Raw genomic sequence first — 25932 nt, 5'->3', positions numbered from 1 at the left:
ACAAATTTTTGTAGCCGGCGGGCGGACGGCGTCCCATGTCGACCGACGGACTCCGGGTCGAGATGCGCATCACCGATCCCGGCCACTGCACGCCCGCTCGCGCCGCGCGGACGACGGGCGCGAGCGTCGACGCCGTCTCGCGGACCGTCGACGACGGGCGGCTGGTCCAGGAGTTCACGCTCCGGGGCGACGCCGCGGAGATACGCGAGTGCGCGGCGCCGGACGACGACCTCGAACCCGTCTTCGAGTGGGACGAGGGCGTCCGCTACCGTGAGCGCGGCGTCGACGAGTCGACCTGCGTCTGCGGCGTCCTCTCCGACTTCGGCTACCCGCTCGACGAGATATCCGCCACCGACGACGGACTCAGGCTCTCCTTCTACACCCCCGACGCCGACCGCCTGGAGGAGGTCGTCGAGGTGTTGCGCTCGCGGTTCGGCGGCGTCGCCGTGGTCGGGCTCGAACGCGACTGCGACCTGACCGACCACGACCCGGTGGCCGTCGACCGAGCGGAACTGACCGACCGCCAGCGCGAGGTGCTGGAGACCGCCTTCGAGATGGGCTACTTCGAGACGCCCAAGCGCGCCAACGCCGGCGAGGTCGCCGAGGAACTCGACGTGGCGCTGTCGACCGCCTGCGAACACCTCGCGACCGCCCAGCGGACGGTCCTGTCGATGGTCCTCGACTCCGACTGACGGCATACGCGGGACGAACGTGTTCGCCGGGGGTTCCCGGACAGTGAAAGCGCCGAACGGGGTTCTTTTGGAGAGGGCGCCACCCGCCGCACATGGGAGTCGAATCGGCACGTGGCATCCAGGTCAGGCTCGCGGTCGAGGCGGCCGACGCCTGTCCGGTGGCGGCGGCGACCGGCGGCGACACGATCGCCCGGTCGGCCAGGTGGAGTACGGTCGGGGAGGGCGAGGTCGTCGAGGAGTTCGACCTCGTCGGCGACGCCGAGGCGGCGGACCTCCCGGACGAGGCATCGGTCGTCTTCGAGACCGACCGGTCCGACCGGGTGCGGTTCACTCGCGAGACCGGCGACTGCATCTGCGAGGCCGTCGAGCGGCTGGGCGCCCCCGTCACCGACGTGAGCGCTTCGCGGGGGACGCTCCGGCTGAGCTTCCACGCGACCGACGTGGAGACCGTCCGGGCGGCGGTCGACGACCTCGACGCCGCCTTCGGGTCGGTCCGCATCGACCGGCTCGCTCGCACCGGCGACGGCGAGGACGACGACCTCGTTCTCGTCGACCGGGGGCGGCTCACCGACCGCCAGCAGGAGGTACTGGAGACGGCCATGGAGATGGGCTACTTCGAGCGGCCCCGCTCGGCCAACGCGACCGAGGTCGCCGAACGGCTGGACATCTCCCCCTCGACGTTCGCCGAACACCTCGCGTCGGCCCAGTCGAAGGTGCTCGACTCGCTGCTGGAGGGGGCGGCGTGACGGGTCCGAGCGCACGCGGCGCGTTCGTCGACGGAGCGTCGCCCCGATCGCAGAACGAACGGTACTGTCGCTGTCAGGCGGTTTTCGGCGGGGGTACAAGTACGACCAAAATATTCTGGGTGAACCGCTATCCGGGACGGCGGGGCATATCCGGTGTGATGTCTCGTCTGCCGACCGACCGACCGGGGCCGCGGCGTCCGGCGGGTTCGGACGCTCGCGGGGCGGCGACCAGGGGCACCGATCGACAGGAGGGAGCCGGCGACCCATGAGGCGCAACGGCTACCTGATCGTCTTGCTGGTCGTGATGACGCTGCTGCCGATGTGGTACGTCGGGTTGCACGGCGAGCCGCCGAGCGAGGAAATCGCCATCGACCAGAGCGTCTCGGAGCTGCGGCCGCTCGACGGCTTCCTCGACACGCCGAACAAGCTTTCGCCGAGCCAGGTCGGCGTCATCGTCTGGGTGGCGCTGCTGGCGCTGGTCGCCGTCCTCTCGGCCGCCCACCGGTTCATGAACCGCGCCGTCAGGCCCGAGGAGCCGGCGGCCGCGGGGGGGACCGCGACCGACGACACGGCCGTCGCCGACGGCGGCCGGGCCGACGCCCGGAGCGACGGTGGCACCGTCGGCTTCCCGTGGCTCTCGACCGAGGAGCGCTGGGTCGTCGAGTATCACGACGCGAGCGGGGCAATCGAGGGACTGGTCGCGATGGGCGGGCTGACCGTCCTGGCGATCGTCTTCGCGGCGCTGTTCACCGGCGAGTACCTGACGCTGGCGCGCACCCAGTACTTCGGCCTCTACGCCGCCGGGATGTTCCTCTCGCTGGCCGGCTCGACGGTCGCCTACTACGCGTGGTTCATGCCCCACATCGAAGTCGCCGAACGGAGGGACCACTGATGTATCGTCCGACCGACACCACCGCGGTCCGCGGAGGGAGCCACCGATGAGCGACGACTGTGACACCTGCGACGGCTGCTGCGGCGACGAGGAACCGACCCGTCCGAGCATCTACACCGACGCCCGCGCCGAGATGGAACGTCGAGACTACGCGAAGGTGCTGGCGACCGTCGGCGGCCTGACCGCCGTCGGCAGCCTCGCCGCGCCGCTGATGGGCCTGACCCGCGTCTTCGAGCGGGGATACTCCGGACCGGTCTACTCGGACGGGGTCGCCCTGGTCGACGGCGAGGGCGAGCGCGTCACCGAGGACACGCTCGCCGAGGGCGAACAGCTGACCGTCTTCCCCGAGCCCAGGCCGGGCATCGCGGACGCGCCGACGCTACTGGTCCGCTACCCCGAGGACGCCTACGGGGGCGAGACGGCCATGGAGTCGACCGTCGGCGGCTACGCCGCCTACTCGAAGGTCTGCACGCACGCGGGCTGTATGGTTTCGGACACCGAGGGCGAGACGCTGGTCTGTCCGTGTCACTTCGGGAAGTTCGACCCGACCAGCGGCGCCTCGGTCGTCGGCGGCCCGCCGCCGCGGGCGCTCCCGCAGCTCCCGCTCACGCTCTCCTCGGACGGCCACCTCGTCGCCACCGGGGACTTCGAAGGGCCCGTCGGCCCGGGAGGTGAGTGATGGCCGAAAGCGACGATGGCGAGGGGAGCGGGCGGCTGGGCCGCGCCTACGGCTGGGTCGACGCCCGCCTCGACCTCGATTCCGACAGGGACGTCCTCGGCAAGGCGTTCCCCGCCGAGGACTCCTTTTTGCTCGGCGAGGTCGCCCTGTTCTGTTTCCTCGTCCTCGTACTGACGGGGATGTTCCTCGGCTTCTTCTTCGAGCCGAGCACGAGCGACGTGACCTACGAGGGCAGCGTCGAGCGCTTCCAGGGCCAGGACGTGCCCGAGGCGTTCGCGAGCGTCCTCAACATCACCTACGACGTGCCGTTCGGCATGCTCCTGCGCCGGATGCACCACTGGGCCGCCCACCTGTTCATCGCCTCGATGGCGTTGCACATGCTCAGGGTCTTTTTCACCGGCGCCTACCGCAACCCGCGCGAGCCCAACTGGCTCGTCGGTACCGGGCTGGCGGGCCTGTCGATGGGCGCCGCCTACACCGGCTACGCCCTGCCGTTCGACGAGTTCGCCAGCACTGCGACGGGGATCGGCTACAACCTCGCCAGCTCGATCCCGCTGGCCGGGGGGGCGCTCTCGAAGCTCGTCTTCGGCGGGTCGTTCCCGTCATCGGCCACCATTCCCAGGTTCTACTTCCTGCACGTCCTCGTCATCCCGCTGGCCATCGCGGGGCTGATCGGCGTCCACATGCTGATCCTGATGCGCCAGAAACACACCGAGGCCGAGCGCGACGAGGACGTGCCCGGGCCGGCGCCGCCGGCGGAGGGCGCGGCCGCGAGCGGCGGGACGGCCGCGGTCACCGACGGCGCCGGCGACGGGCCGGCCGCCACTGACGGCGGCGTCGCCGGGACGGTCCGGGCGAAAGTGGCCGGCGCCGTCGATCGCAACGACGACAGCGTCATCGTCGGGCTGCCGGCGTTCCCGAACCAGGCGGCGGTGAGCGCCGTCGTCTTCTTCCTGACGCTGGCGACGCTGGCGCTGCTGGCCGGGTTCCTCCCGGTCCACAACGTCGCCGAGTACGGCCCCAACGACCCCGCGGGCACGCCCGCGCTCATCATGCCCGACTGGTTCCTGATGTGGGTGTACGGCTTCCTGAAGCTGCTGCCGTCGTGGCTCGCGTTCCACGTCCCGATCCTCGGCGAGGTCAACGCCGAGTTCGTCGGCGGCATCCTCATGCCGGGACTCGTGTTCGGGGCGGTCGCCGCCTGGCCCTTCGTCGACTACTACCGCGACCCCGAACACTTCGCGCTGAACCCGCTCGACCGGCCGAAACAGACCGCCGTCGGCGTCTTCGGCGTGACGTTCATCATGGTCGCCTCCATCGCGGGTATGAACAACATCGCCGCCGACGCGCTCGGCACCGAGACCGGGGCCGTCAACGCCGTCCTTTGGTGGGCGCTGCTGGGGTGGCCGACGCTCTGTGCGGCGGTCACCTACGGCCTGTTGGGCGGCAACGACGCCGACGAGCCCGAGGCCGCGAACGGGGGAGCGGACGCAGGGAGCGACGAGCGGCCCGAAACGGAGGGCGAACGATGACGGCGGTCACCGTCACCGAGCGCTCCTATCGCTGGATCGACCGACTGAGCAAGCTGCTGGGCGTCGCGCTGATAGCGATCGGACTCGACACCGGCGGCGACACCGCCGCAGGGATCGCCTTCGCGGCCGCCGGCGTCGCCTGCGGACTCGCGACTATCTTCGTTGCCAAACAATGACCGACGACCACTCGACCGATCTGACCGACGACCCGCCGACCGACAGCACCGACAGCGAAGCGACCGACTCCGACACGGACGTGAGCACCGACGGGGTCCCCGCAAGCGGAGCGAGCGGGGGCTCGTCGGAACTCCGTTCCGACGGCGGCGCCGGCGTGGACGTGTCGCGCCGGGACTTCCTGAAGGGCGTCGGCGCGGCCGGCGTCGCCGGCGCGGGCGCCTCGGGGACCGGCCTCGCGCAGGACTTCCTCCAGATGACCCGGCTGCAGGTCGTCAACGACCCGATCGGCGACTACCCCTACCGGGAGTGGGAGGACCTCTACCGCGAGGAGTGGGACTGGGACTCCAAACATCGTTCGACGCACTCGGTCAACTGCACCGGCTCGTGTTCGTGGAACGTCTACGTCAAGAACGGCCAGGTCTGGCGCGAGGAGCAGGCCGGCGACTACCCGAACTTCGACGAGAGCCTGCCCGACCCGAACCCGCGGGGCTGTCAGAAGGGAGCCTGCTACACCGACTACGTCAACGCCGACCAGCGCATCAAGTACCCGATGCGCCGCACCGGCGAGCGCGGCGAGGGCAAGTGGCAGCGGATCAGCTGGGACGAGGCGCTGACGGAGATCGCCGAGCACGTCGTCGACGAGGTCGAGGCCGGCCGCTACGACGCCATCTCCGGGTTCACGCCGATCCCGGCGATGAGCCCCGTCTCCTTCGCCTCCGGGAGCCGGCTCGTCAACCTCCTCGGCGGCGTCTCCCACAGCTTCTACGACTGGTACTCGGACCTCCCGCCGGGCCAGCCGATCACCTGGGGTACCCAGACGGACAACGCCGAGAGCGCCGACTGGTACAACGCCGACTACATCATCGCGTGGGGGAGCAACATCAACGTCACCCGCATCCCCGACGCGAAGTTCTTCCTCGACGCCGCCTACAACGGCACGAAACGGGTCGGCGTCTTCACCGACTACTCGCAGACCGCGATCCACACCGACGAGTGGCTCTCGCCGGAGGGCGGTACCGACACCGCCCTCGCGCTCGGGATGGCACAGACCATCGTCGACGAAGACCTGCACGACGAAGCGCACCTCAAGGAACAGACCGACATGCCGCTGCTCGTCCGCGAGGACACCGGGAAGTTCCTCCGCGCGAGCGAAGTCCCGAGCGTCGGCGACGACGTCGACCGCCCCGAGAAGACGTTCGTGATGGTCGATTCCGAGGGGAGCCTCCGGATGGCCCCCGGGTCGCTCGGCGACCGCGACGGGCAGAACGACCCCGAGTCGTCGATCGAACTCGACTTCGACCCGCGACTGTCGGTCGAGCGCTCGGTCGATCTGGCCGATGGCGCCGACGCCGACAGCGTCGCCGTGCGCTCCGTGTGGGAGAACCTCCGGGACGAACTGTCGGAGTACACCCCGGAGTTCGTGACCGACGAGACCACGGTGGGCGAGGAGACCTACCAGCGGGTCGCCCGCGAGTTCGCCGAGGCCGACAAGGCGAAGATCATCCACGGCAAGGGCGTCAACGACTGGTACCACAACGACCTAGGCAACCGCGCGATCCAGCTGCTGGTCACCCTCACCGGCAACCTCGGCGAGCAGGGCACCGGCCTCGACCACTACGTCGGCCAGGAGAAGATCTGGACGTTCCACGGCTGGCAGACCCTTTCCTTCCCGACCGGCAGTGTGCGGGGCGTCCCGACGACGCTGTGGACCTACTTCCACGCGGGCATCCTCGACAACACCGACGAGGACACCGCGGCGAAGATCCGCGAGTCGATCAAGAAGGACTGGATGCCGGTCTATCCCTCCGAACGCGAGGACGGCTCCCGACCGGACCCGTCGACGATGTTCGTCTGGCGGGGCAACTACTTCAACCAGGCCAAGGGCAACGTCGCCGTCGAGGAGGAGCTGTGGCCGAAACTCGACCTCGTCGTCGACATCAACTTCCGGATGGACTCGACGGCGCTGTACTCCGATATCGTCCTCCCCGCGGCGAGCCACTATGAGAAGTACGACCTGTCGATGACGGACATGCACAGCTACGTGCATCCGTTCACGCCCGCGGTCGAGCCGCTGGGCGAGGCCAAGACCGACTGGCAAATCTTCCGCGACCTCGCGGAGAAGATCCAGGAAGTGGCACAGGAGCGTGGCGTCGAACCGATCGACGACCGGCAGTTCGACCGCGAGATCGACCTCCAGTCGATCTACGACGACTACGTGCGCGACTGGGAGTCCGACGAGGAGGGCGCCCTGGCGGAGGATCGTGCGGCCTGCGAGTACATCCTCGAACACTCCGAGGAGTCCAACCCCGAAGGGACCGACGAGCAGATCACGCTCGACGACACCATCGACCAGCCCCAGCGGCTGCTCGAAGCGGGCAGTCACTGGACCTCCGACATCGAGGACGGCGAAGCGTACACGCCCTGGCAGAACTACGTGCAGGACAAGGAGCCCTGGCCCACCTTCACGGGGCGCCAGCAGTACTACGTCGACCACGACTGGTACCTCGAACTCGGCGAGGAGCTCCCGACTCACAAGGAAGGCCCGGCGAACACCGGCGGGAGCTACCCCCTCTCGTACAGCACGCCACACAGCCGGTGGTCGATCCACTCGACGTGGCGCGACAACGAGACGATGCTCAACCTCCAGCGGGGCGAACCGACCGTCTTCCTCAACCCTCAGGACGCCGAGGAGCGGGGCATCGAGGACGGCGACACGGTCGAGGTGTTCAACGACCTGGGCAGCGTCGAGGTGCAGGCGAAGATCTACCCATCCAGCGAGCCCGGGACGGTGCGCCACTTCTTCTCCTGGGAGAAGTTCCAGTACCCCGACCGGGACAACTTCAACACGCTCGTCCCGATGTACATGAAGCCGACCCAGCTGGTCCAGTACCCCGAGGACACCGGCGAACACCTCTATTTCTTCCCCAACTACTGGGGACCGACCGGGGTCAACTCCGACGTGCGCGTCGACGTGCGACCGGCCGAGCAGGGCGAGAGCGAGGGCGAGAGTGACGGTGACGGCGAGGAGACGGCGGCCGATCTGCGGCTGGCCGACGGCGGCGATCCGCCGGATGGCAGTACCGTCGACGCCGCCGACGGGGGTGAGCAGTCGTGAGCACCGACGACGCCCAGAGCGACGACACGCACATCGACATCGCAGACGGGATCGACCACCAGGTCGCGATGGTGATGGATCTGAACAAGTGCATCGGCTGTCAGACCTGCACGGTCGCGTGCAAGACCCTCTGGACGGAGGGCGGCGGCCGCGACTACATGTACTGGAACAACGTCGAGACCAAGCCCGGCGAGGGGTACCCGAAAGGCTGGGAGGAGTCGGGCGGCGGCTGGAAGTCGGAAGACCACAGCGAGCGCCAGCCCGGCGAGATCCCCGAGAAAGAGCGCTACGGCGGCGACTGGGAGTTCAACCACTCGGATATCATGTACGACGGCAGCGACGAGCCGCTTCGGCCCCAGAACGTCGACCCCGAGTGGGGCCCCAACTGGGACGAGGACCAGGGCGCCGGCGAGTACCCCAACAGCTACTACTTCTACCTCCCGCGGATCTGCAACCACTGCACCCACCCCTCCTGCGTCGAGGCCTGCCCCCGCAAAGCGCTGTACAAGCGCGAGGAGGACGGCATCGTCCTCGTCGACCAGGAGCGCTGTCGGGGCTACCGCTATTGCGTCGAGGGCTGTCCCTACAAGAAGGTGTACTACAACGCCGCCAAGAAGAAATCCGAGAAGTGCATCTTCTGTTACCCCCGCATCGAGGGCGAGGGCCCGGACGACACCGTCCACGCGACCGCCTGCGCGGAGGAGTGCCCGCCACAGCTCCGGCTGGTCGGATACCTCGACGACGAGGACGGTCCCATCTACAAGCTCGTCGAGGAGTACGAGGTGGCGCTGCCGCTGCATCCGGAGTTCGAGACGGTGCCGAACGTCTACTACATCCCGCCCTACGCGCCGCCCCAGCACTCGGAGGACGGCGAGAGCATCGAGGGCGTCGACCGCATCCCGCGCGAGTACCTCGAAGAGCTGTTCGGCGACCGCGTGAATGGGGCCCTCGACACCATCGAGCGCCACCGCGACCGGGTCGAACGCGGCGAGGACAGCGAACTGATGGAGATGCTCCAGGACAAGAACCCCGCACAGCAGTACCGGCTGGGGGTGTTCGACGATGACTGACGATTCGGCGACGAGAGCGCGGGACCGCTCCTGGCTCGGCGTCGCCGCGTTGGTCGTCCTCGCGGTCGTCGGCGCGGCGGTGCTCCCGACGCTGACGAGCGCGCGGCCGGCCAACGAGGTGCCGGTCGGCGACGTAGGGGCCAACGCGACGGACCCGACCGCCGAGTCGTGGACGGCTGTGCCGAGCGTGGAACTCGCGCTGGCCAGCGCGCCGAGCGGGCTGCCGCAAGCGAGTAACGTCTCGACCACGCACGCGCAGGTCCGCGCCGCGAGCAACGGCTCGCACGCCTTCGTCCGGGTCTCCTGGCCGGACGCGACCGCCGACCGCAACGCCTCCGACCTGCGCGAGTTCGCCGACGCCGTCGCCGTCCAGTTCCCGGAGAACGAGAGCGCGCGCCCGCCCATCGCGATGGGCGGCACGGGCAACCACGTCAACGTCTGGTACTGGGCCGGCGGAACGACCGAGGAACTGCTCGCCGGCGGTGCCGGGACGACCACGAGCTTCGACCAGTCGGCCGTCGACGCCGAGGCAGTCCACGAGGGCGGCGAGTGGCACGTCGCGTTCACCAGGGAGGCCGCCATGGCCGGCAACCGAACCGACCTGTCCGGCGAGCAGGACGTGGACGTGTCGGTCGCGGTCTGGAACGGGTCCTACGGCGAGCGGGCCGGCCGCAAGGCCGTCAGCGAGTGGCAGTACCTCGCCATGGGGCCCGGTCCGCAGGGACCGCCCTACGAGACCATCCTCTGGACGGCCGCCGGGCTCGCGGTCCTGTTCGTCACGGTCGTGACCATCGAGGGCGTCCGCCGAACGCGGGGTGAAGCGGCGTGAGCGACGCCGAACCGGTCGACTCCCAGTCCGCGGAGGACGCCCCCGAGGGCGACCGCCGGGCCGTCGACGACGAACCGCCGACGGACGCCGACCGCGACGCCGCCGCCCGGGGCGGGCTGTACGCGCTGGCCGCGCGGGCGCTGACCGAACCGGACGAACAGCTCCACGAGGCGCTCGCTTCGGGTGCGCTCGACCGCGAGTGTCGGCGCCTGCTCGACCGGACGACCCTCGACGTCCATCCCCCGGACCTGACCACCGACGACGACCGCGAGACGGTGTGTGCGCGGTTCAACGACCTGTTCGTCCTCGGGCACACGACCGTCGAGGACCGCACGGACGGCACCATCGACGCCGAGGGACCGAGCGTGTCACTGTACGAGTCCGGCTACCGGCCGGAGGCGTCGTGGAACGACGTGAACCTCGACCTGGCGCGGGTCTACGACTACTTCGGCGTCGAGGTCGACACCGACCGCCGGGAGAACCACGACCACTACCGGCTGGAGTTAGAGTTCGCCGGCTACCTCTGTCGGCGCGAGGCGGCGGTCGACCCCGACGCCGCTCGCGCGCGGCTGGACTTCCTCGACCGCCACCTCGCGGTCCTCTCCGAAGGGGTCGCCGACGCCCTCGACGGCGAACCGGGGACCGGCTACTACGGCGAACTCGCGGCCTTCTGCCGGCGGCTGATCGCCGCCGACACCGCGGACCTGGCCGACCGCCTGGAAGAGGGGGGCGACCCGTGAGCCGGCCGACAGCGGACGCCGGCGAGCGAGCCGCGGGAGCGGCGTCTCGCGACCGCCCCGCGAGCGGTCTGCCGGTGTCGCTCGCGACGCTGCTCGGGTCGGCCGCGCTCGTTCCGACCGCCGGCGTGCTGGCCCTGCGACTCGCCCGCAACGCGCCCGTCGGCCTCCCGCCGGCCGGTCGCGCCGCGACCCCGGCGGTGACGACGCTGGCGGCGGTCGTCCCGGCGCTCGCGCTCCTGGGGCTGGCGGTCGACGCCGACGCCCGCGCCGAACGGGTGGCGCTCGCGGCCGCGGGCGTTTTCGGACTCGTTGGCGCGGCCGACGCCGCGGCGTGGCTCCCGGCGGCCGCGGCCGTCCTCGCCGGGACCAGTGCCGCGCTCGTCGTCGAACTCGCCGAGCGAGCGCACGTTCGCGTCGGTCCTGTCGACTCGCTCCGTGCCGCGTTCGCACCGATCGCCCGCCCCGCGGCCGTCGCGGCGCTGGGTGCGCTCGCGCTCGCGTGGTCGCTCGCGGCCTCCGCGGGGATCGGAACGACGACGCTCCGGCCGGCGGGCGCCGCCGTCGCTTTCGCGACGCTGGCGGCGCTGCCGCTGGCACGCGGGGTCGACCGGACGCTCGACCTCGGGCTGTGGGCGGTCGCCGCGTTCGCAGTGGTCGTCGCCGCGGCGAGCGCGCCGTTCGTCGCCGGCGCGGTCGCGCTCGTCGCCTTCGGCGCCGGGACGGTCCCGCTCGCGCTGCTCGCGCTCGGGATCGGCGGGGCTCTCACCACGGTCGTCGCCGACGCGCGCCGACGGGCGTTCGGGCCCGCGGTCGCCGCGGCGCTGCTGCTGTTCGCCGGCGTCCCGGGGACGCTCCCCCGAGCCGTCGCGTTCGCGCTCGGGCTGGTCGTCCTCGTCCGCGAGTGGGCGCCCGCCGGCGCGGAAACCGAGCGGACTCCTGGGGGTGTCGCCGATGCGTGACCCCGAGGAGGCCACCGACGGGCCGACCGACCCGCGGGTTCACCCCGAACAGAGCCCCGGGTTCGACGTCGACCACGCTGGCCTGGAGGACATCGAGGTGAGCCGCGAGGACGTCGAGATCGGCGAGGCCACGCCGCGGGAACTCTCGGCGGCCGACACGTCGCTGATCGCCAGCGAGAGCGCGACGGAGAAGCTCGAACGCCTCGCGACCGGCGACGCCGTCGAGCGCCAGCGGGCGGCGCTCTCGCTGGCCGAGGAGGACCGCGACCCGGCCGTCGTCGAGGCGCTGATCACCGCCGGGATGGAAGACGACGACGCCGACGTGCGCCAGTTCGCCGTCGAGGCGCTGGCGAAGCTCGGCGGCGAACGCGCCGGTCCGGCGGCCGTCGAGATCGCCGAGGACGACGACCCCTGGGTCCGCGCCGAGGCGCTCGTCGCGCTCGACCGCATCGACCGGGAGACCTACGCCGACCGCATCGACGACGCGCTCGACGCCGACCACCACGCCGTTCGGCGCAACGCCCTCGTCTCCGTGTTCAAGCGCCGCGGCGAGGACGCGCTCGAACCGCTGCTCGACGCCGTCGACGACGAGAGCGAGCGGGTGCGAGAGTGGGCGGTCCACCTGCTCGCGGGCGTCGACGACGACCGCGCCCGGGAGACGCTCCGGGAGGTCGCCGACGACGAGTCCGAACCCAGGATCGTCCGCGGCACGGCCGCCCGCGCCCTGGAGGCCGACCCCGGTCGCTTCCGCCGGCAGTTCACCGGTGCGCTCGACCGCGGCGACACCACGCTCCCCGGCGAGGACCATCTCAATCGCCAGCCCGACCTCTGACCCCCCTTCGCTGTCCACCCCACCATGTCCGAACACACCGACCACGACGGACCGATCGACGACGCCGACGGTACCGACTCCGAACCGAACGACGCCGACCTGCAAGACGAAATCGAGGCCGCGCTCCGCCAGGTCCGGGATCCCGACGCGGGAAAGGACGTGTTCGAGGCCGGCCTCGTCTCCGACATGGCCGTCTCCGAGGGCGCGGTCACGGTCGTCGCCGACCTGACCGATTTCCGGCCACAGGAGGGCGAGCAGGTCACGAGCGCGATGCTCCGCGCCGTCTCCGAGGTACCGGGCGTCGAACACGCCCACATCGAGCGCGAGACGGGCCACGCCGCCGACGAGGACCGTTCGCCGGGCCTCGCGGACGTGGACCGCGTGATCGCGGTCGCCAGCGCGAAAGGCGGCGTCGGCAAGACCACCGTCGCGACCCACATCGCCTGCGCGATGGCCGACTCGGACCGCGACGTGGGCCTGTTCGACGCCGACATCCACGGCCCGAACGTCCCGGAGGTGCTGGAAGTCTCCGGCCCGGTCTACTCCGACGACGACGGCAACCCGCTCCCGGTCGAGGCCGGCGAGCTGGACGTGATGAGCGTCGGGCTGATGGAGTCGGGCGCGCCGCTGGCCTGGCGGGGCGCGATGGCCCACGACGCCCTCTCGGAGCTGTTCGAGGACACCGCCTGGGGCGACCTCGACACCCTGGTCGTCGACCTCCCCCCGGGCACCGGGGACGTGGTACTGACGACGCTACAGGAGGTCCACCTCGACGGCGTCGTCTTCGTCACGACCCCCTTCCACGCCGCCGTGACCGACACCGCCCGCTCGCTCGACCTGTTCGAGGAGAACGACGTGCCCGTCCTCGGCGTCGCCGTCAACATGGCCGGGTTCACCTGTCCGAGCTGCGGCGACGAGCACGACCTGTTCGAGGAGGGCGAGCCGCTTTCGGGGCTGGACGCGCCGGTCCTCGCCGAGCTGGACTTCGACCCGAGCGTCCAGGCGACGCCCCGCCCCGGCGACCTCCCGGAACAGATGCAGCGACTGGGCGAGGACGCCCGCGAACGCGTCGAGGACGTGTGGTCGGTCGACGCGCCCGACGAGGCGGTCGACCTGCGCGGCGCGGCGGCCGACGCGCGCCACGACCGCGTCCGCGAGGGGTTCGACGCGACCGAACGGGGCGAACGGCTGGTTCTGGTCTCCGACCGCGACCCGACGCCGGTGCGCTCGTTCATCGCCTCGCTGTCGGCCGAGGCCGACGGCCCCGGCGACCTGGATCCCTTCGAGGTCGAACAGCTGAATCCCGAGACGTGGGTGTTGCGGACCGTGCGGCCGTAGTGCGGTCGGCCCCGGTCGTCCACCACTCAGGTCGGCTCCGGGCCGCTACGTTGGCCTATTGTGAGTTCATAGCAGCCCTCTTGTGGGCGAGCGGCCACCGTTCGAGTGAGTATCACGATGTCGGGACGCACGCGGTCAGCGGACGACTCCCCTTCCGAGCCCCGAACGCCCTCGATCGACCCCGGCCAGCCCGGTCGAGCGGACCCGCCGACGCTGGAACTCGCGCTCGTCAAGTACGCCGACCGGCCCGATCGGTGTACGATCCATCCGCCCGACGCGACGGGGGTCGAGCGCATGTCGACGTGGATCTCCGTCGACCGGAGCCTCGTGGTCGACGCCGGGTCGATGCGGTAGCCGTTGCGACTCGACCGCGCTCACGGCTCCCTTCGGTCGCCGTTCGCATCGAGGTCTCACTCCGTTCGACCTCGCCCGTCCCGGACGCCTTTAGGTCCTCCCCTCCGAACCGCCGGCAATGGGACACGAGGGCTTCACCGAGGTGACGCGGCTGGCCGCCGCGCGCGAGGAACTGCTGTCGGTCGTCAACCCGCCGGCGGCCGCCGAGTCGGTGCCCGTCGCCGAAGCAGACGGGCTGACGCTCGCCGACTCGGTCGCCGCGACCCGCGACGTGCCGGGCTTCGACCGCGCGGCGATGGACGGCTACGCCGTCCGCGCGACCGACACGCACGACGCCAGCGACCGCTCGCCGGCCGTCCTCGACGAGACCGGGGGTGACGTGACCCCCGGACTGGCCCGCTACGTCCACACGGGGAGTCCGATGCCCGACGGCGCCGACGCCGTCGTCAAGGTCGAGGAGACGGATACGCGGGGCGACCGGGTCGAAGTGTTCGCCGCCGTCCCGCCGGGCGAAAACGTCGCGCCCGCCGGCGAGGACGTGCGGTCGGGCGACCGGCTGTTCGATGCCGGTCGACGGCTGCGCCCGTCCGATCTGGGACTGCTGAAGGCCGGCGGCCACCGCTCGGTGTCCGTCCGCGGGCGACCGACGGTGAGCGTGATCCCGACGGGCGAGGAACTGGTCGCGTTCGACCCCGGCTACGGCGAGACCACCGAGACCAACGGGCTGACCGTCTCGCGACTGGTCGAACGATGGGGCGGCGAGGCCACGTATCGCGACATCGTCGGCGACGACGAGGGCGCGCTCCGAGCGGCCGTCGAGCGCGACACCGACCACGACATCGTGGTGACCACGGGCGGCTCCTCGGTCGGCGAGCGGGACCTCATCGCCGACGTGGTGGCCGATCTCGGTGACGTACTGGGCCACGGCGTCGCGCTCAAACCGGGCCACCCGGTCGGCTACGGCGTCGTCGACGACACGCCCGTCCTGACGCTCCCCGGCTATCCCGTCTCCTGTCTCGTGACCGCAGTCCAACTGTTGCGCCCTGCGGTCGCGAAAGCGGGCGGGTTCGAGCCCGAACCGTTCCCCGCGTTCGAGGCGACACTCGACCGCAAGATCGCCAGCGAGGTCGGCGTGCGCTCGTTCGTCCGCGTGCGCGAGACCGACGAGGGGACGGTCGAGCCCGTGCGGGGCGGCGCGGGCGTGCTCTCCTCCGTGGCGGCCGCGGACGGCTGGGTCGTCGTCCCGGAGAGTCTCGAAGGCGTCGCGGCCGGCGAGTCGGTCACTGTGGAGCGCTGGGAGGCGTTCCACTGACCGGGACCGAGCCGCAGTAGTTTTCACTCGTCCGACACCACTCGCGATATGACCTCGATCGCGGAGGACTTCGACGACACGTCAATCTTCCGCCGGGCGGCGGTGCTACTCGTCCAGCTACTGGCGCTCTACGTCGTCAGCGTCCTCGCCATTACCTGGGGCGCGCTCGGGATCCCCGTCATCCTTGTCGCGCTCTTCCTCGCCGTCTACCAGTTCCTGAAACAGGTCGAAGGGATCGTCGACGACAGGCTCGCGCGGGTCGACGATCTCGACCGTGGGGACGGTCCCGGCAGTGACGGCCCCGCCGACCGGGCGGACGACTCCCGACAGCCGGGAACCGGCGACCACGAGTCCGACTCTGACCGTTCGATTTAGGAGAGGCGGCGCTGTGGTGCGAATATGGCGACCGGTGATGACTCGGACCGCCGCCGCCCACGGGTACTCGTGATCCTCCTCGGGGTCGGACTGATGGGAGCGCTGTACGTGCTCGGTTCGGTCTTCGAGCCGACCGATATCCCCGGGCTGGCCGCGTTCTACGGGGCGTATCTGGGAGCATTTGTTCTCGCCGGTATCGTACTCGTCAAGGTGTACGTCCCGTCGTTCGACGACGAAGACCTGGAAGTGGACGAGGGGCCTCCGACCGTCGAGTGGGACGACGACTGGGGCGTCTCCGCCGTCGAAGTCGCGACGGCGCTGGGCTTGGCCGTCCTGCTCGTACTCGGCGGGCGCGCTTCGCTGGCGCTGGGGCCGATCGCGTTGGTCGCCTTCCTGACGTTCATGAGCGGGGTCGGCGTCGCGGTGACGCGATGGCTGTACGCTCCCGAGAGCGGCCGCGCAGCGGTCGATAGGGACCATCCCTTCACGACACCCGAGGGCGTGGTCAAACGCCAGACCCACGTCTTCGAGAATCTCGTCGGCTGGTTCGTGCTCGCGACGGTCCCGCTCCTGTTCCTCGGCCCGACGCCGGTCGAACTCGCCGGTCGAACCGTCGAGATCCCGCCGGCCGCGTTCACGGTCGCTGCGCTCTGCGGGCTCGCGGCCACTCACTGGGTGTTGACCCGGCCGCTGGTCGGGTCCTGAGCGAGCTACTCCGGCCGCTCGTGCGACCAGAAGGCGTCGTCGACGGTGACCTCCTTCTTGAACAGCGGCACCTCGTCTTTCAGGCGGTCGATGCCGTCCTCGACGGTCTCGAAGGCCTCCCGGCGGTGGCCCGCGAGGACGACGACGAAGACGATGTCCTCGCCGGCCTCGACGACGCCGGTGCGGTGATGCATCCGGACTTCCTGCACCCCCTCGCGCGCTTCGAGCTCCTCGCGGATGGCCGCCATCCGCTCCTCGGCGACGCCGTCGTACTTCTCGAACTCGAGGTGTTCGGTCGGCTCGTCGTCGGGGCCCTCCTGTGCCCGGACGCGACCGGTGAACGTCGCGACGGCGCCCGCGTAGCGGGCGTCGGGCGACCGCTTCACGTCGGCGACCAGCGAGGCCAGCGACTCGTACGGTTCGCGGTCGTCGACCGCTTCGACGAGCGAATCGAGGTCGACCGCGTCGGCGTCGGCGGCGGTCGCCACGGTCTCGCCGGCGTGGTCGCGGCCGGCGAGCGCGACCGTCGGGAGCGGCCGGTCGCTGTAGCCCTCGACGAGACAGTAGTCGAAGTCGGGGGCGAGCTCGTCGAGCGTCCCCGTCAGCGAGCGGTCGGCGCCGGTGGCGAACCAGCCCGCGTCGTCGGTGATCCCGTAGGTCGCCCCCGCGCCGGCGGCGCGGTGCCGTGCGGTGTCTTTCCCCTCGGTGTCGACGGTCGGTTCCGTTTTGAGGTGTTTGACCGTCGCGACGCGCCCCCGGTCGACGAGGCGCTCGGCGAGACGTTCGACCAGCGTCGTCTTGCCCGAGTCCGACGGTCCGACGATCCCCAGGACCTGCATACCCGAATTGGGCGGCCCGACGGCTTGTAAATTCCGCGTCACCGGTTCGGTCGCGACGGCTTTCGGTACGACCGCGGCCGCCGTCGGCCCGCCGACTCCCGATGGACAGCCACAAGCCCGAGGCCGTCCCAGCGACGGGTATGAGCGACCCGGACCGGCCCCGCGTGCGCGGCGTCGTCCTCGCCGGCGGTCGGAGCACCCGCTTCGGCGACGCGGACAAGGCCGTCGCGACCTTCGAGGGGCGGCCGCTCGTCGCGAGCGTCGTCGACGCAGTTGCCGCGGCGACCGAGGAGCCGCCGCTCCTCTCGGTCGCGACGGACGACCAGGCCGAACGACTGCGGAACGCGCTCGACGGCCGCGACGTCGAACCGGTCCGGGACGACCCCTCGCTGTCGGGGCCGCTGGCGGGACTGGCCGCCGCCGCCGCGGCGACCGACGCGCAGTGGCTGTTCGCCTGCGCCTGTGACATGCCGCTGGTCTCCCCCGAAGGCATCGACGCGTTGCGGACGCGACTCGCGGAGACCGACGCGAGCGGCGCGTGCGTCGACGCCGTCGTGCCGGTCGTCGACGACTACGACCAGCCGCTGCACGCTCTCTATCGGCGGTCGGCGCTCGACGACGCGCTGGATCACCTCGCCCCGGGCGACGCGCTGCTGACGCTGCTCGACGGGCTGGCCGTCGAACGGGTCGCTGGCGACGCCGACGACGACGCTGGCGCGGCCCTGGCCGAGGCGACGACGAACGTCAACACGCGCGAAGAGCTGGCGGCGCTCAGGGAGCGCGATCCGACGCGATAGTGTTTCTGAGGGAGAATACACCGAGGATCGGTTGCGTCTGCAGGCCGCCGGGATATTCCGTTCGACGCCCAAACGCGGGCACGATGGTCGACGTGATGGGACACCTGGCGATGGGACTGCTCTGGTCGCTCCCGGCGTGGTTCGTCTGGCACGACCGCGTGAGCGTCGTGTTCGTCGCCCTTGCAGTGTTCATGGCACCGATACCCGACGTGGACAAGTACATCGCGATGGTGTTCCCGGACGCGGTCCACCACCACGGCGTCACGCACACGGTCGTGTTCGTCGTCGCGGCGGCGCTGGTCCTCGGCGCACTCGCGGCCTGGCTGCTCACTGACCGCGTCGACCGGTGGGTGAACCACGAGCACTTCGACAGTTCCAGCATGTTCGTCTTCGCTACCGCCGCGGTGCTCGTCGGCGGGCTGAGCCACGTCTTCGCCGACATGCTCTCGGCGCCGGACATCTCGACGCCCATCGAGCCGCTGTGGCCCGTCGTCGACGGCTCGTGGGGGCTGGACCTGATCTGGTACAACAATCCGCTGTGGAACGTGGTCTTCCTCGCGGTCATGCTGCTCGCTCACGGCGTGCTGGCCTACAGCGCGTTCAAGATCGACCACCCCTATCGGATCCAGAACGTCTGAGTGAGCCCGCGGTGAGCGACCGCCCCGCTGTCAGTCCGTCTCGCGGCTGTACGGTTCCAGCAGCGCGCTCGGCGCGCCCAGCCGCGAGTCGTCGAAGCGGACGACCGTCACGACCAGCACGACGATGGTGGCGAGGTAGGGGTACGTCGACATGATCGTCGGGTGCATCAGCAGCTCCAGCGCGGGGTTGACGACCCCCGCCAGCGGCGAACCGGCGTCGAGCGCCAGGTCGATGCCCTGCGAGCGCAACTGGAGCGCGTCGAGCAGGCCGAAGAGGTACGCGCCGACCAGCGCCCGCTCGGGGCGCCACTGGGCGAAGATGACCAGCGCGACCGCGATCCACCCGCGGCCGGCGACCATCCCGGTCGCCCACAGCTGGGAGAACGCCAGCGAGAGGTGTGCGCCCGCCGCGCCGGCGAACGCGCCGCCCAGCAGGACGCAGAGGTAGCGCATCTTGAACACGTCTACGCCCATGGTGTCGGCGGTCTCGGGGTCCTCGCCGACCGAGATGACTTCGAGCCCGAGGTTCGTCCGGAAGAGGAACCACCACACCGTCGGAACCAGCGCGAGCGCGATGAAGTCGGGCGCGGTCGACCGGAACAGCGCCTCGCCGACGACCGGGATCTCGACGAGGTACTGGCCGACCACGGGCAGGGTCATCTGGGGGAAGCCGTCGATCGACCTGTTGACCCAGTCGGTGCCGAAGTAGGTGGTCAGCCCCGTCCCCAGGAGCGTCAGCATGACGCCGCTGATGACCTGGCTGGACTTGAGCGTGATACAGAGAAAGGCGTGGATCAGCGCGAGCGCCGCGCCCAGCGCCATGCCTGCGGCGAAGCCGAGCCAGTAGCTGCCGGTGACGACCGTCGTGGCGAAGCCGCCGAGCGCACCGACGAGCATCATCCCCTCGACGCCGAGGTTGAGCACGCCCCCGCGCTCGCTGATGATCTCCCCCAGCGCGGCGAAGATGAAGACCGTCGACGCGCGGACGGCCGCGTCGAGCAGCCCCGCGGCGAACCCGACCATCAGGCCCCACCTCCCGTCGACCGCGGCGGCCGTGACGGTCGGCGCGACATCAGGCCGCACCCCCTGGCTCACCGTCGGCCGACGCCGGTTCGTCGTCGAGTTCCACGTCGACGCTGTAGCGTTTGAAGAACTCCGCGGTGATCAGACAGAGGATGACGAGCGCCTGGATCACGTCGATCAGCGCCGCCGGGACGCCGTAGGACACCTCCAGTCGCGACCCGCCGACGAACAGCACGGCGAAAAAGACCGCGGCCAGCAGGACGCGAACGGCGCCGTTCCGGCCGAGCAGCGCGATCGGGATCGCCGTGAATCCGTAGTCCGGCGAGAACGCCGGCCGGAGTCGCCCCTGGACGCCCGAGATCTCGCTGAAGCCGCCGATCCCGGCGAACGCGCCGCCGACGAGGAAGACGAACAGGTAGACCTTGGCGGTGCTCATCCCGGCCTGTGCGGCCGCGAGGGGGTTCGACCCGACGAAGGTGACTTCGAAGCCCATCCGTGTCCGCGCGACGAGGATCGCGGTCGCCGCGACCGCCAGCAGGGCGACGAGAAAGCCCGCGTGGACCTCCAGAACGGGGATCGTCGGGTACTTCGCCGCGTCGAGTAGCTCCGCGCTCCCCGGGATGTTGCCGAGGCCGCCCTGCATCGGTCCGCGGACGAGGTAGCTGGCGATCTGGACGGCGACGAACGTCAACAGCAGCGTCGTGATGATCTCGTTGACGTCCCACTTCGCCCGCAGGTACGCGGGGATGCCCGCCCAGAGGCCGCCGGCGACGCCCGCGCCGAGGACCGCCAGCGGGATCAGCGCGACCATCGGCAGGGAGACGTTGACGCCGATCCACGTGCCGGCGATCGCACCCATGTACAGTTGCCCCTCGGCGCCGACGTTCCACAGGCCCGCTCGCAGCGGGAGATAGACGGCGAGGCCGGCCAGGGCGAGCGGGACGGTCCGCGTCGCGGTCTGGCGCAGCCCGAAGGGGTTGGTCAGCGTCTCGACGAACATCGTCCCGTACGCGGCGATCGGGTTCACCGACAGCGCGACCAGCGCGACGGCCGACAGCGCGAGCGCGCCGACCACCGTGAACACGGGCGTCCCGTAGACCAGCCAGGCCGGTACGTCCTCCCTGGCCTCCAGCTCGACCGAGAGGTTCACCGCCGGTCACCTCCGGACCGTTCAGTCGCGTCGCCATCAGCGCCGACGCCCCCGCCGTCCGTCATCGCGCGGTCGGCGGTGTCGCTGTCCGCGTCGCCGCTCGCGCCCGCCGCCGACGCCTCGTCGTCGACCCCGCCGGTCATCCGCATGCCGACGCGCTCGCGGTCGGCCGCCTCGGGCGTCGTCTCGTGGACGATCTCCCCCTCGTAGATCACGAGCAAGCGGTCCGAGAGGTCGAACAGTTCGTCCAGGTCCTCGGAGATGAGGACGGTCCCGGTGCCCTCGGCGCGCTGGTCGAGGATCGCCTCGCGGAGGAACTCGATGGCGCCCACGTCGACCCCGCGAGTGGGCTGGTGGGCGACCAGAAGATCCGGGTCCCGGACCAGCTCCCGGCCGAGGATGAGCTTCTGGAGGTTGCCGCCGGACAGATCGCCTGCGGGCACCTCGCTCACGTCGTGGACGCCGCGCACGTCGAACTCGTCGACGATCTCCTCGGCGTACCGTTCCAGCTCGTCGTAGTCGAGGAAGGGGCCGTCGTCGAAGCGGTCGTCGCGCAGTTCCTTCAGCGCCGCGTTGTGCATCACCGACAGCTCCTCGGCGCAGCCGTACTCGTGGCGGTCCTCGGGAACGAACGAGACGCCGCCGTCGACGAACGACCGCGCCGGCTCGCCCGTCAGGTCGCGCCCGTCGACCGCGATGGTCCCCGCGGTCGGGTCGCGAACGCCCGCGAGCGCCTCGGCCAACTCGCGCTGGCCGTTGCCGCTCACGCCTGCGATGCCGACGATCTCGCCGGCTCGCACGGAGAGGTCGATCCCGGACAGCGCCTCGATCCCGCGGTCGTCCTCGGCGCGCAGTCCGCTCGCGTCCAGCACGGGGTCGCCGGGTTCGACGCGCTCCTTGTCGAGCGAGAACAGCACCTCGCGGCCGACCATCAGCCGCGCGAGTTCCGCCTGGTCGACCGACCCCGTCTCGACGGTGCCGACGGTTTCGCCCTCGCGGAGGACGGTCACCCGGTCGGTGATCGCCGTCGCCTCGGCGAGTTTGTGCGTGATGAAGATGACCGAGATACCGCTGTCGGCCAGGGTCCGCAACGTCTCGAACAGCCGCTCGGCCTCCGCGGGCGTGAGCACGGCCGTCGGCTCGTCGAGGATGAGAAGATCCACGTCGCGATACAGCGCCTTGAGGATCTCGACGCGCTGGCGCTCGCCGACGTCGAGTTCGGCGACCGGCGCGCGCACGTCGATGTCGAAGCCGTAGTCGTCGGCCAGCGCCTCGATGTCCGCCGCGGAGGCGTCCAGGCCGATAGTGAACCGCTCGGCGAGCGCGCGGGCGACGCGATTCGTTCGGACGGCATCGGGGAGCCAGCCGCCGGTGTCGCCCGCACCGTCGGTCCCGTCCGCGTCGCCCTCGGTCCCGCGACGCTCGCGGAACGGTCCGGCGGGTTCGCGCTCGCCGAGGACGACGTTCTCGGCGACGGAGAGGCGCGGGATGAGCTTGAAGTGCTGGTGGACCATGCCGATGCCCCGGTCGATGGCGTCCTGGGGCGAGTCCAGGTCCAGCGGTTCGCCGCCGAGGTGGACGCTCCCGGCGTCGGCGTCGTAGAGACCGTAGAGGACCTTCATCAGGGTGCTCTTGCCGGCGCCGTTCTCACCGAGGAGGCCGTGGATCTCGCCGCGGCGGACGGAGAAGTCGACGTCGTCGTTGGCGACGACGCCCGGGAACTCTTTTCGGACGCCCGACATCCGGAGGAACGGGTCCTCGTCCATTACGATACGGGACGGCTTCGAACGTTCTTGAATATACCGTTCCGCGGCGGCCCCGTGGGAGTTGTTCGCGGGGTAGCGCCTCCCAGACGGTCGGCCCTAGAGGGTCTCGATAGTCCTAATAGGGCTCTGTAGTCCGCTATAGGCAGCCTTATAGACCGCCACCGATCCCTATCGGACAGGAGCGGTCGGCCGCGGGCCCGGTCGGTGGGTCCGAAGTCGGCGGCGACAGTCACGGGACACACAATGGCGACAGACATCACACGACGACGGGCGATCAAGGCACTGGGACTCGCGGGCGCGACCGGACTGGCTGGCTGTTCGTCGGGTGGCGACAGCACGGCCACGAGCGGCGACGGCGGGTCGGGCGGAAGCGACACCGTCCGCGCGGCGTTCGTCTACAACTCCGAGGTCGGCGACCAGGGCTGGTCCTGGGCGCACGACCAGGGCCGGCAGGCGGTCGCCGAGCAGTACGACTGGCTGGAGACGGGCTACACCGAGGCCGTCGCGCCGGCCGACTCGCGGACCGTCTTCGAGCAGTACGTCCAGGACGACTACGACATCGTCTTCGGCAACACCTTCGGCTACATGGACACGATGGTGTCGGTCGCCGAGGAGAGCCCCGACACCCTCTTCGAGCACTGCTCGGGCTACCAGACCAGCGAGAACCTCGGCCGGTACTTCGGGCGGATGTACCAGGCCCGCTATCTCGCCGGCATCGCGGCGGGGATGCTGACCGAGGCGGACTCGCTGGGCTACGTCGCGGCGCTGCCCATCGCGGAGGTCATTCGCGGTATCAACGCCTTCACGCTCGGGGCGCGCTCGGTCAACCCCGACGCGACGACGGAGGTACGCTGGACGAACACGTGGTACGACCCGCCGACCGAGCAGGAGGCGGCCAACGCCCTCATCGATCAGGGCGTCGACGTGATGGCCCAGCACCAGGACTCCGCCGCGGCCGTCCAGGCCGCCGCCGACGCGGACATCTGGGCGACCGGCTACGACGCCCCGATGCTCGAACAGGGCGGCGACAACTACGTCACCTCCCCGATCTGGCACTGGGAGGAGTTCTACGGCCCCACCCTCGAAGCCGTCCGCGACGGCTCCTGGGAGTCGGACTTCTACTTCGAGGGCCTCGAGTCGGACATCATCGGCCTCTCCGAATGGGGGCCTGAGGTGCCCGACGACGTGAAGTCGAGCGTCGAGGAGACCCACTCGGCTATCGAGAGCGGCGACGCGGACGTGTGGGCCGACAGCAAGTTCGCCGACGCCGACGACGCGACGCTGTTCCAGGACATGGGCAGCTACGTCGAGGGCGTCGAGGGCTCCGTCCCCGAGTAAGTCGGTTCGACCCGCCGGTCTCGCGGCTCGACCGACCGATGGCCGCGACCGGCGAATGAGGAGTTTTTTCCCGCCGCTCGGAAACCGAGGGGCATGGAACGGCTCCGCGCGTCGCTGCACGAGGCACCTATCATCGACAAGGACGGCTACGAGTATCTCGTCCACCCCATCAGCAACGGCGTCCCGATGCTCGACCCCGCGCTGCTACGCGAGGTCGTCGTCGGTATCGTCCGCAACGCGGACCTGGACGTGGACAAGATCGTCGCGCCCGAGGCGATGGGCATCCACGTCGCCACCGCGCTGTCGCTGCAGACCGACATCCCGCTCGTCGTCATCCGCAAACGCGAGTACGGGCTCCCCGACGAGGTCTCCCTGGAAAAGTCGACGGGCTACTCCTCCTCGGAGATGTACATCAACGACATCGAGGACGGCGACCGCGTCCTGATCGTCGACGACCTGCTCTCGACCGGCGGCACGCTCGCGGCGATCACCGAGGCGCTCGATGACATCGGCGCCGACGTGGCCGACATCGTCGTCGTCCTCAACAAGGTCGGCGAGAGCGCCCTCGACGAGACCGACTACGAGGCGACCAGCCTCCTCGACATCACCGTCGAGGACGGCGAAGTCACCGTCCACTGACGACCCCCGTTCGGACCCGGACCGGTCAGACCCGGTGGCCGCAGGCGCAGTTGCCGATGCAGTAGGTGGTGTCGGCCTCGCCCACGTCGAGGCCGACGGCGGCCATCGCCGCGAGCAGGCTCGCCGACCCGTCGGGCTCGGGGCGGACCCGCGCCGCCGTCGCGCCGTAAGGCGCCGACCCGACCGATATCCGCTCGACCAGTTCCCGCGAAGTCGCGTCGATCACCGCCACCTCGTCGCTCGTCTGGACCGGGACGTACAGTTTTTCGCGAGCGGGGTCCCACGTGCCCGCGAACGCCGAGCCGCCGATATCGATCCGGTCCGCCACCGTCCCCGCCTGAATATCGACGACCGAAACGTCGTCGGTCCCCGGCGTGAACACGTAGCCGTAGCGCGACTCGGGGCCGACCTCGCTGGTGAGCGCGCCCGCTCCGAGTCCGTCCGCGTCGGGGGTCAACTGCGTCAGGAGGGCGGGACTCGCGGGGTCGCTCGTGTCCCAGATGCTCTCGGTGCCGGTCTGGTGCTCGACGATCAGGCGGTCGCCGCTCGGCGCGACCGTTCCCATCCACGGCGCCGACGCGGTGTCACCGCCCCCGCCGTCGCCCCCGCTCGGAGTGGGAACGTCGATCTGCCGTTCGATCTCGAAGGGGTCCAGTCGGAGGACGGTCAGCGTGTCGCCGAACAGGTCGGGAACGTAGGCGACGGCGCCGTCGGGGTGGACGGTCACGTCGCAGGGGCCCGGCCCCTCGCGGTCGCCGCGACCGCCCTCGTCCGCCCGGTCAATCTCCGCGAGGATCTCGCCGAACGTCTCCGAGTCGCGGTCGGCGTCGATCAGGAGGTTCCGGTGGGCGGGCTCGCGGGCGCTGACGACCACGTTCGCCCCGTCGGGCGTCAACTCCTGCCAGTTCGACCCGGAGCCGGTCTCGACGCGGGCCACCTCCGACAGCGAGCCGGCCGCGACCGCGCGGACGCCGCGGCCGACGTTGAGCCACAGCGGGTCCTCGAAAGCGGTGGTCACGTCGGGGGCGTACTGGTTCGACGGGAACGACGAGGACAGGCCGACGTGCTGGGTGTCGACCACCTCGTCGCGGGCGGGGTCGATCAGGCTCACAGTCGCGTCGCCCGTGTTGAAGACGACGACAGTGTCGTCGTCGTCGCGCTCGCTCCCGGTCGCCGTTCCGGTGTCGGTTCCGTCGCCGGGTCCGCTCGAACACCCCGCCGTGAGCGCAGCGCCCGCGGTCGCCGAGCCCGCGAGCAACCCCCGCCGGGAGACGCTCGCCCGCCCACCATCGGAGCTGTCCGCCACCTCGCCCCGCCGCGCGCGGTTCGGATACAGCCGCGCCTCGTCGCCGTCGGCCATACCCGTTTCAGGGACCGTCCGGGAAAATACCTGCT

Annotated in this window: 26 protein-coding genes; 21 read left to right on the top strand and 5 right to left on the bottom strand. The window is 70.6% G+C overall.

Annotated elements, in window-relative coordinates; genetic code table 11:
• Positions 1-35 precede the first annotated feature (35 nt).
• The 17 genes from C475_RS17195 to C475_RS17115 all read left to right on the top strand — a co-directional run bounded on the left by C475_RS17195 (position 36) and on the right by C475_RS17115 (position 16347).
• Positions 36-692 carry a helix-turn-helix domain-containing protein gene (locus C475_RS17195; RefSeq protein WP_006885141.1) on the top strand — a complete coding sequence of 219 codons (657 nt, stop codon included), beginning with the start codon at positions 36-38 and terminating at the stop codon, positions 690-692.
• A 92-nt stretch (positions 693-784) separates the two neighbouring features.
• The gene (locus C475_RS17190) at positions 785-1438 is read left to right on the top strand and encodes a helix-turn-helix domain-containing protein (protein ID WP_006885140.1); all 654 of its coding nucleotides are present in this window, start codon (positions 785-787) and stop codon (positions 1436-1438) included.
• A 265-nt stretch (positions 1439-1703) separates the two neighbouring features.
• The gene (locus tag C475_RS17185) at positions 1704-2330 is read left to right on the top strand and encodes a hypothetical protein (RefSeq protein ID WP_006885139.1); all 627 of its coding nucleotides are present in this window, start codon (positions 1704-1706) and stop codon (positions 2328-2330) included.
• A 46-nt stretch (positions 2331-2376) separates the two neighbouring features.
• On the top strand, positions 2377-3009 hold the full coding sequence (locus C475_RS17180; RefSeq protein WP_006885138.1) for a QcrA and Rieske domain-containing protein: 633 nt from the start codon (positions 2377-2379) through the stop codon (positions 3007-3009).
• Positions 3009-4541 (top strand): cytochrome b, encoded by a 1533-nt coding sequence (locus C475_RS17175; protein WP_006885137.1) that lies wholly within the window; start codon positions 3009-3011, stop codon positions 4539-4541. The genes C475_RS17180 and C475_RS17175 overlap by 1 nt, the downstream gene beginning before the upstream one ends.
• Complete coding sequence (locus tag C475_RS17170) at positions 4538-4717, top strand: hypothetical protein (RefSeq protein WP_006885136.1); 180 nt, start codon at positions 4538-4540, stop codon at positions 4715-4717. Before C475_RS17175 ends, C475_RS17170 begins: the two co-directional genes overlap by 4 nt.
• Positions 4714-7833 (top strand): nitrate reductase subunit alpha, encoded by a 3120-nt coding sequence (locus C475_RS17165; protein ID WP_006885135.1) that lies wholly within the window; start codon positions 4714-4716, stop codon positions 7831-7833. Before C475_RS17170 ends, C475_RS17165 begins: the two co-directional genes overlap by 4 nt.
• Entirely contained in the window at positions 7830-8903 is a 1074-nt protein-coding gene (gene narH, locus C475_RS17160) for a nitrate reductase subunit beta (RefSeq protein WP_006885134.1), read from the top strand. The genes C475_RS17165 and narH overlap by 4 nt, the downstream gene beginning before the upstream one ends.
• On the top strand, positions 8896-9732 hold the full coding sequence (locus C475_RS17155) for an ethylbenzene dehydrogenase-related protein (protein ID WP_006885133.1): 837 nt from the start codon (positions 8896-8898) through the stop codon (positions 9730-9732). Before narH ends, C475_RS17155 begins: the two co-directional genes overlap by 8 nt.
• Complete coding sequence (locus tag C475_RS17150; protein ID WP_006885132.1) at positions 9729-10472, top strand: molecular chaperone TorD family protein; 744 nt, start codon at positions 9729-9731, stop codon at positions 10470-10472. Before C475_RS17155 ends, C475_RS17150 begins: the two co-directional genes overlap by 4 nt.
• Positions 10469-11431 (top strand): hypothetical protein, encoded by a 963-nt coding sequence (locus C475_RS17145; protein ID WP_006885131.1) that lies wholly within the window; start codon positions 10469-10471, stop codon positions 11429-11431. The genes C475_RS17150 and C475_RS17145 overlap by 4 nt, the downstream gene beginning before the upstream one ends.
• Positions 11424-12263 (top strand): HEAT repeat domain-containing protein, encoded by an 840-nt coding sequence (locus C475_RS17140; RefSeq protein WP_049930818.1) that lies wholly within the window; start codon positions 11424-11426, stop codon positions 12261-12263. Before C475_RS17145 ends, C475_RS17140 begins: the two co-directional genes overlap by 8 nt.
• Positions 12264-12287: 24 nt before the next feature.
• Positions 12288-13601 (top strand): P-loop NTPase, encoded by a 1314-nt coding sequence (locus C475_RS17135; protein ID WP_006885129.1) that lies wholly within the window; start codon positions 12288-12290, stop codon positions 13599-13601.
• Positions 13602-13718: 117 nt separating this feature from the next.
• Positions 13719-13955 carry a DUF7511 domain-containing protein gene (locus C475_RS17130; RefSeq protein WP_006885128.1) on the top strand — a complete coding sequence of 79 codons (237 nt, stop codon included), beginning with the start codon at positions 13719-13721 and terminating at the stop codon, positions 13953-13955.
• A 118-nt stretch (positions 13956-14073) separates the two neighbouring features.
• Positions 14074-15267 (top strand): molybdopterin molybdotransferase MoeA, encoded by a 1194-nt coding sequence (locus tag C475_RS17125; protein ID WP_006885127.1) that lies wholly within the window; start codon positions 14074-14076, stop codon positions 15265-15267.
• Between the two features lie 48 nt (positions 15268-15315).
• Positions 15316-15642, top strand: a complete 327-nt coding sequence (locus C475_RS17120; protein WP_006885126.1) for a hypothetical protein — start codon at positions 15316-15318, stop codon at positions 15640-15642.
• Between the two features lie 24 nt (positions 15643-15666).
• Positions 15667-16347 (top strand): hypothetical protein, encoded by a 681-nt coding sequence (locus C475_RS17115; protein WP_006885125.1) that lies wholly within the window; start codon positions 15667-15669, stop codon positions 16345-16347.
• 5 nt (positions 16348-16352) lie between these two features.
• Here the strand turns inward: C475_RS17115 and C475_RS17110 are convergent, their stop codons facing one another.
• The gene (locus C475_RS17110; RefSeq protein WP_006885124.1) at positions 16353-17186 is read right to left on the bottom strand and encodes a molybdopterin synthase; all 834 of its coding nucleotides are present in this window, start codon (positions 17184-17186) and stop codon (positions 16353-16355) included.
• Positions 17187-17326: 140 nt separating this feature from the next.
• On the opposite strand from C475_RS17110, the gene mobA reads away from it, so the two are divergent.
• Both mobA and C475_RS17100 read left to right on the top strand, forming a co-directional pair.
• Positions 17327-17983, top strand: a complete 657-nt coding sequence (gene mobA, locus C475_RS17105; RefSeq protein ID WP_161625210.1) for a molybdenum cofactor guanylyltransferase — start codon at positions 17327-17329, stop codon at positions 17981-17983.
• 83 nt (positions 17984-18066) lie between these two features.
• Positions 18067-18621 carry a metal-dependent hydrolase gene (locus tag C475_RS17100; RefSeq protein WP_006885122.1) on the top strand — a complete coding sequence of 185 codons (555 nt, stop codon included), beginning with the start codon at positions 18067-18069 and terminating at the stop codon, positions 18619-18621.
• 30 nt (positions 18622-18651) lie between these two features.
• Here C475_RS17100 and C475_RS17095 read toward each other — a convergent pair whose 3' ends face one another.
• Genes C475_RS17095 through C475_RS17085 form a run of 3 tightly spaced genes read right to left on the bottom strand, consistent with a single transcriptional unit; the run spans position 18652 to position 22560 of the window.
• Positions 18652-19644, bottom strand: a complete 993-nt coding sequence (locus tag C475_RS17095; RefSeq protein WP_049930886.1) for an ABC transporter permease — start codon at positions 19642-19644, stop codon at positions 18652-18654.
• Between the two features lie 49 nt (positions 19645-19693).
• On the bottom strand, positions 19694-20794 hold the full coding sequence (locus C475_RS17090) for an ABC transporter permease (protein ID WP_006885120.1): 1101 nt from the start codon (positions 20792-20794) through the stop codon (positions 19694-19696).
• Positions 20791-22560 carry an ABC transporter ATP-binding protein gene (locus C475_RS17085; protein WP_006885119.1) on the bottom strand — a complete coding sequence of 590 codons (1770 nt, stop codon included), beginning with the start codon at positions 22558-22560 and terminating at the stop codon, positions 20791-20793. Before C475_RS17085 ends, C475_RS17090 begins: the two co-directional genes overlap by 4 nt.
• A gap of 243 nt (positions 22561-22803) precedes the next feature.
• Here C475_RS17085 and C475_RS17080 point away from each other — a divergent pair, with 243 nt between their 5' ends.
• Both C475_RS17080 and hpt read left to right on the top strand, forming a co-directional pair.
• Positions 22804-23898: a BMP family ABC transporter substrate-binding protein gene (locus C475_RS17080; RefSeq protein WP_006885118.1), complete on the top strand. Its 1095-nt coding sequence runs from the start codon at positions 22804-22806 to the stop codon at positions 23896-23898.
• 93 nt (positions 23899-23991) lie between these two features.
• Positions 23992-24537 (top strand): hypoxanthine/guanine phosphoribosyltransferase, encoded by a 546-nt coding sequence (gene hpt, locus C475_RS17075; protein ID WP_006885117.1) that lies wholly within the window; start codon positions 23992-23994, stop codon positions 24535-24537.
• Between the two features lie 25 nt (positions 24538-24562).
• On the opposite strand, the gene C475_RS17070 is transcribed toward hpt, so the two are convergent.
• A complete protein-coding gene (locus C475_RS17070; RefSeq protein WP_006885116.1) occupies positions 24563-25897 on the bottom strand; it encodes a YncE family protein in 1335 nt (444 codons plus the stop codon).
• Between the last annotated feature and the right edge of the window lie 35 nt (positions 25898-25932).

It is taken from the genome of Halosimplex carlsbadense 2-9-1 (genome assembly GCF_000337455.1).
GTDB classification, from domain to species: domain Archaea; phylum Halobacteriota; class Halobacteria; order Halobacteriales; family Haloarculaceae; genus Halosimplex; species Halosimplex carlsbadense.
The sequence above is the reverse complement of the archived record's forward strand: the minus strand, read 5'-3'. Positions and strand labels throughout refer to the sequence as shown.

Excerpts from the sequence above, each read along its gene's own strand:
- C475_RS17110 (WP_006885124.1), bottom strand. The coding sequence starts at position 17,186 with ATGCAGGTCCTGGGGATCGTCGGACCGTCGGACTCGGGCAAGACGACG.
- C475_RS17070 (WP_006885116.1), bottom strand. The coding sequence starts at position 25,897 with ATGGCCGACGGCGACGAGGCGCGGCTGTATCCGAACCGCGCGCGGCGG.
- C475_RS17140 (WP_049930818.1), top strand. The coding sequence starts at position 11,424 with ATGCGTGACCCCGAGGAGGCCACCGACGGGCCGACCGACCCGCGGGTT.
- C475_RS17185 (WP_006885139.1), top strand. The coding sequence starts at position 1,704 with ATGAGGCGCAACGGCTACCTGATCGTCTTGCTGGTCGTGATGACGCTG.
- hpt (WP_006885117.1), top strand. The coding sequence starts at position 23,992 with ATGGAACGGCTCCGCGCGTCGCTGCACGAGGCACCTATCATCGACAAG.
- C475_RS17135 (WP_006885129.1), top strand. The coding sequence starts at position 12,288 with ATGTCCGAACACACCGACCACGACGGACCGATCGACGACGCCGACGGT.
- C475_RS17100 (WP_006885122.1), top strand. The coding sequence starts at position 18,067 with ATGGTCGACGTGATGGGACACCTGGCGATGGGACTGCTCTGGTCGCTC.
- C475_RS17165 (WP_006885135.1), top strand. The coding sequence starts at position 4,714 with ATGACCGACGACCACTCGACCGATCTGACCGACGACCCGCCGACCGAC.
- C475_RS17120 (WP_006885126.1), top strand. The coding sequence starts at position 15,316 with ATGACCTCGATCGCGGAGGACTTCGACGACACGTCAATCTTCCGCCGG.
- C475_RS17085 (WP_006885119.1), bottom strand. The coding sequence starts at position 22,560 with ATGGACGAGGACCCGTTCCTCCGGATGTCGGGCGTCCGAAAAGAGTTC.
- mobA (WP_161625210.1), top strand. The coding sequence starts at position 17,327 with ATGAGCGACCCGGACCGGCCCCGCGTGCGCGGCGTCGTCCTCGCCGGC.
- C475_RS17080 (WP_006885118.1), top strand. The coding sequence starts at position 22,804 with ATGGCGACAGACATCACACGACGACGGGCGATCAAGGCACTGGGACTC.
- C475_RS17115 (WP_006885125.1), top strand. The coding sequence starts at position 15,667 with ATGGCGACCGGTGATGACTCGGACCGCCGCCGCCCACGGGTACTCGTG.
- C475_RS17170 (WP_006885136.1), top strand. The coding sequence starts at position 4,538 with ATGACGGCGGTCACCGTCACCGAGCGCTCCTATCGCTGGATCGACCGA.
- C475_RS17195 (WP_006885141.1), top strand. The coding sequence starts at position 36 with ATGTCGACCGACGGACTCCGGGTCGAGATGCGCATCACCGATCCCGGC.
- C475_RS17095 (WP_049930886.1), bottom strand. The coding sequence starts at position 19,644 with ATGGTCGGGTTCGCCGCGGGGCTGCTCGACGCGGCCGTCCGCGCGTCG.
- C475_RS17130 (WP_006885128.1), top strand. The coding sequence starts at position 13,719 with ATGTCGGGACGCACGCGGTCAGCGGACGACTCCCCTTCCGAGCCCCGA.
- C475_RS17180 (WP_006885138.1), top strand. The coding sequence starts at position 2,377 with ATGAGCGACGACTGTGACACCTGCGACGGCTGCTGCGGCGACGAGGAA.
- C475_RS17125 (WP_006885127.1), top strand. The coding sequence starts at position 14,074 with ATGGGACACGAGGGCTTCACCGAGGTGACGCGGCTGGCCGCCGCGCGC.
- C475_RS17190 (WP_006885140.1), top strand. The coding sequence starts at position 785 with ATGGGAGTCGAATCGGCACGTGGCATCCAGGTCAGGCTCGCGGTCGAG.
- C475_RS17155 (WP_006885133.1), top strand. The coding sequence starts at position 8,896 with ATGACTGACGATTCGGCGACGAGAGCGCGGGACCGCTCCTGGCTCGGC.
- C475_RS17175 (WP_006885137.1), top strand. The coding sequence starts at position 3,009 with ATGGCCGAAAGCGACGATGGCGAGGGGAGCGGGCGGCTGGGCCGCGCC.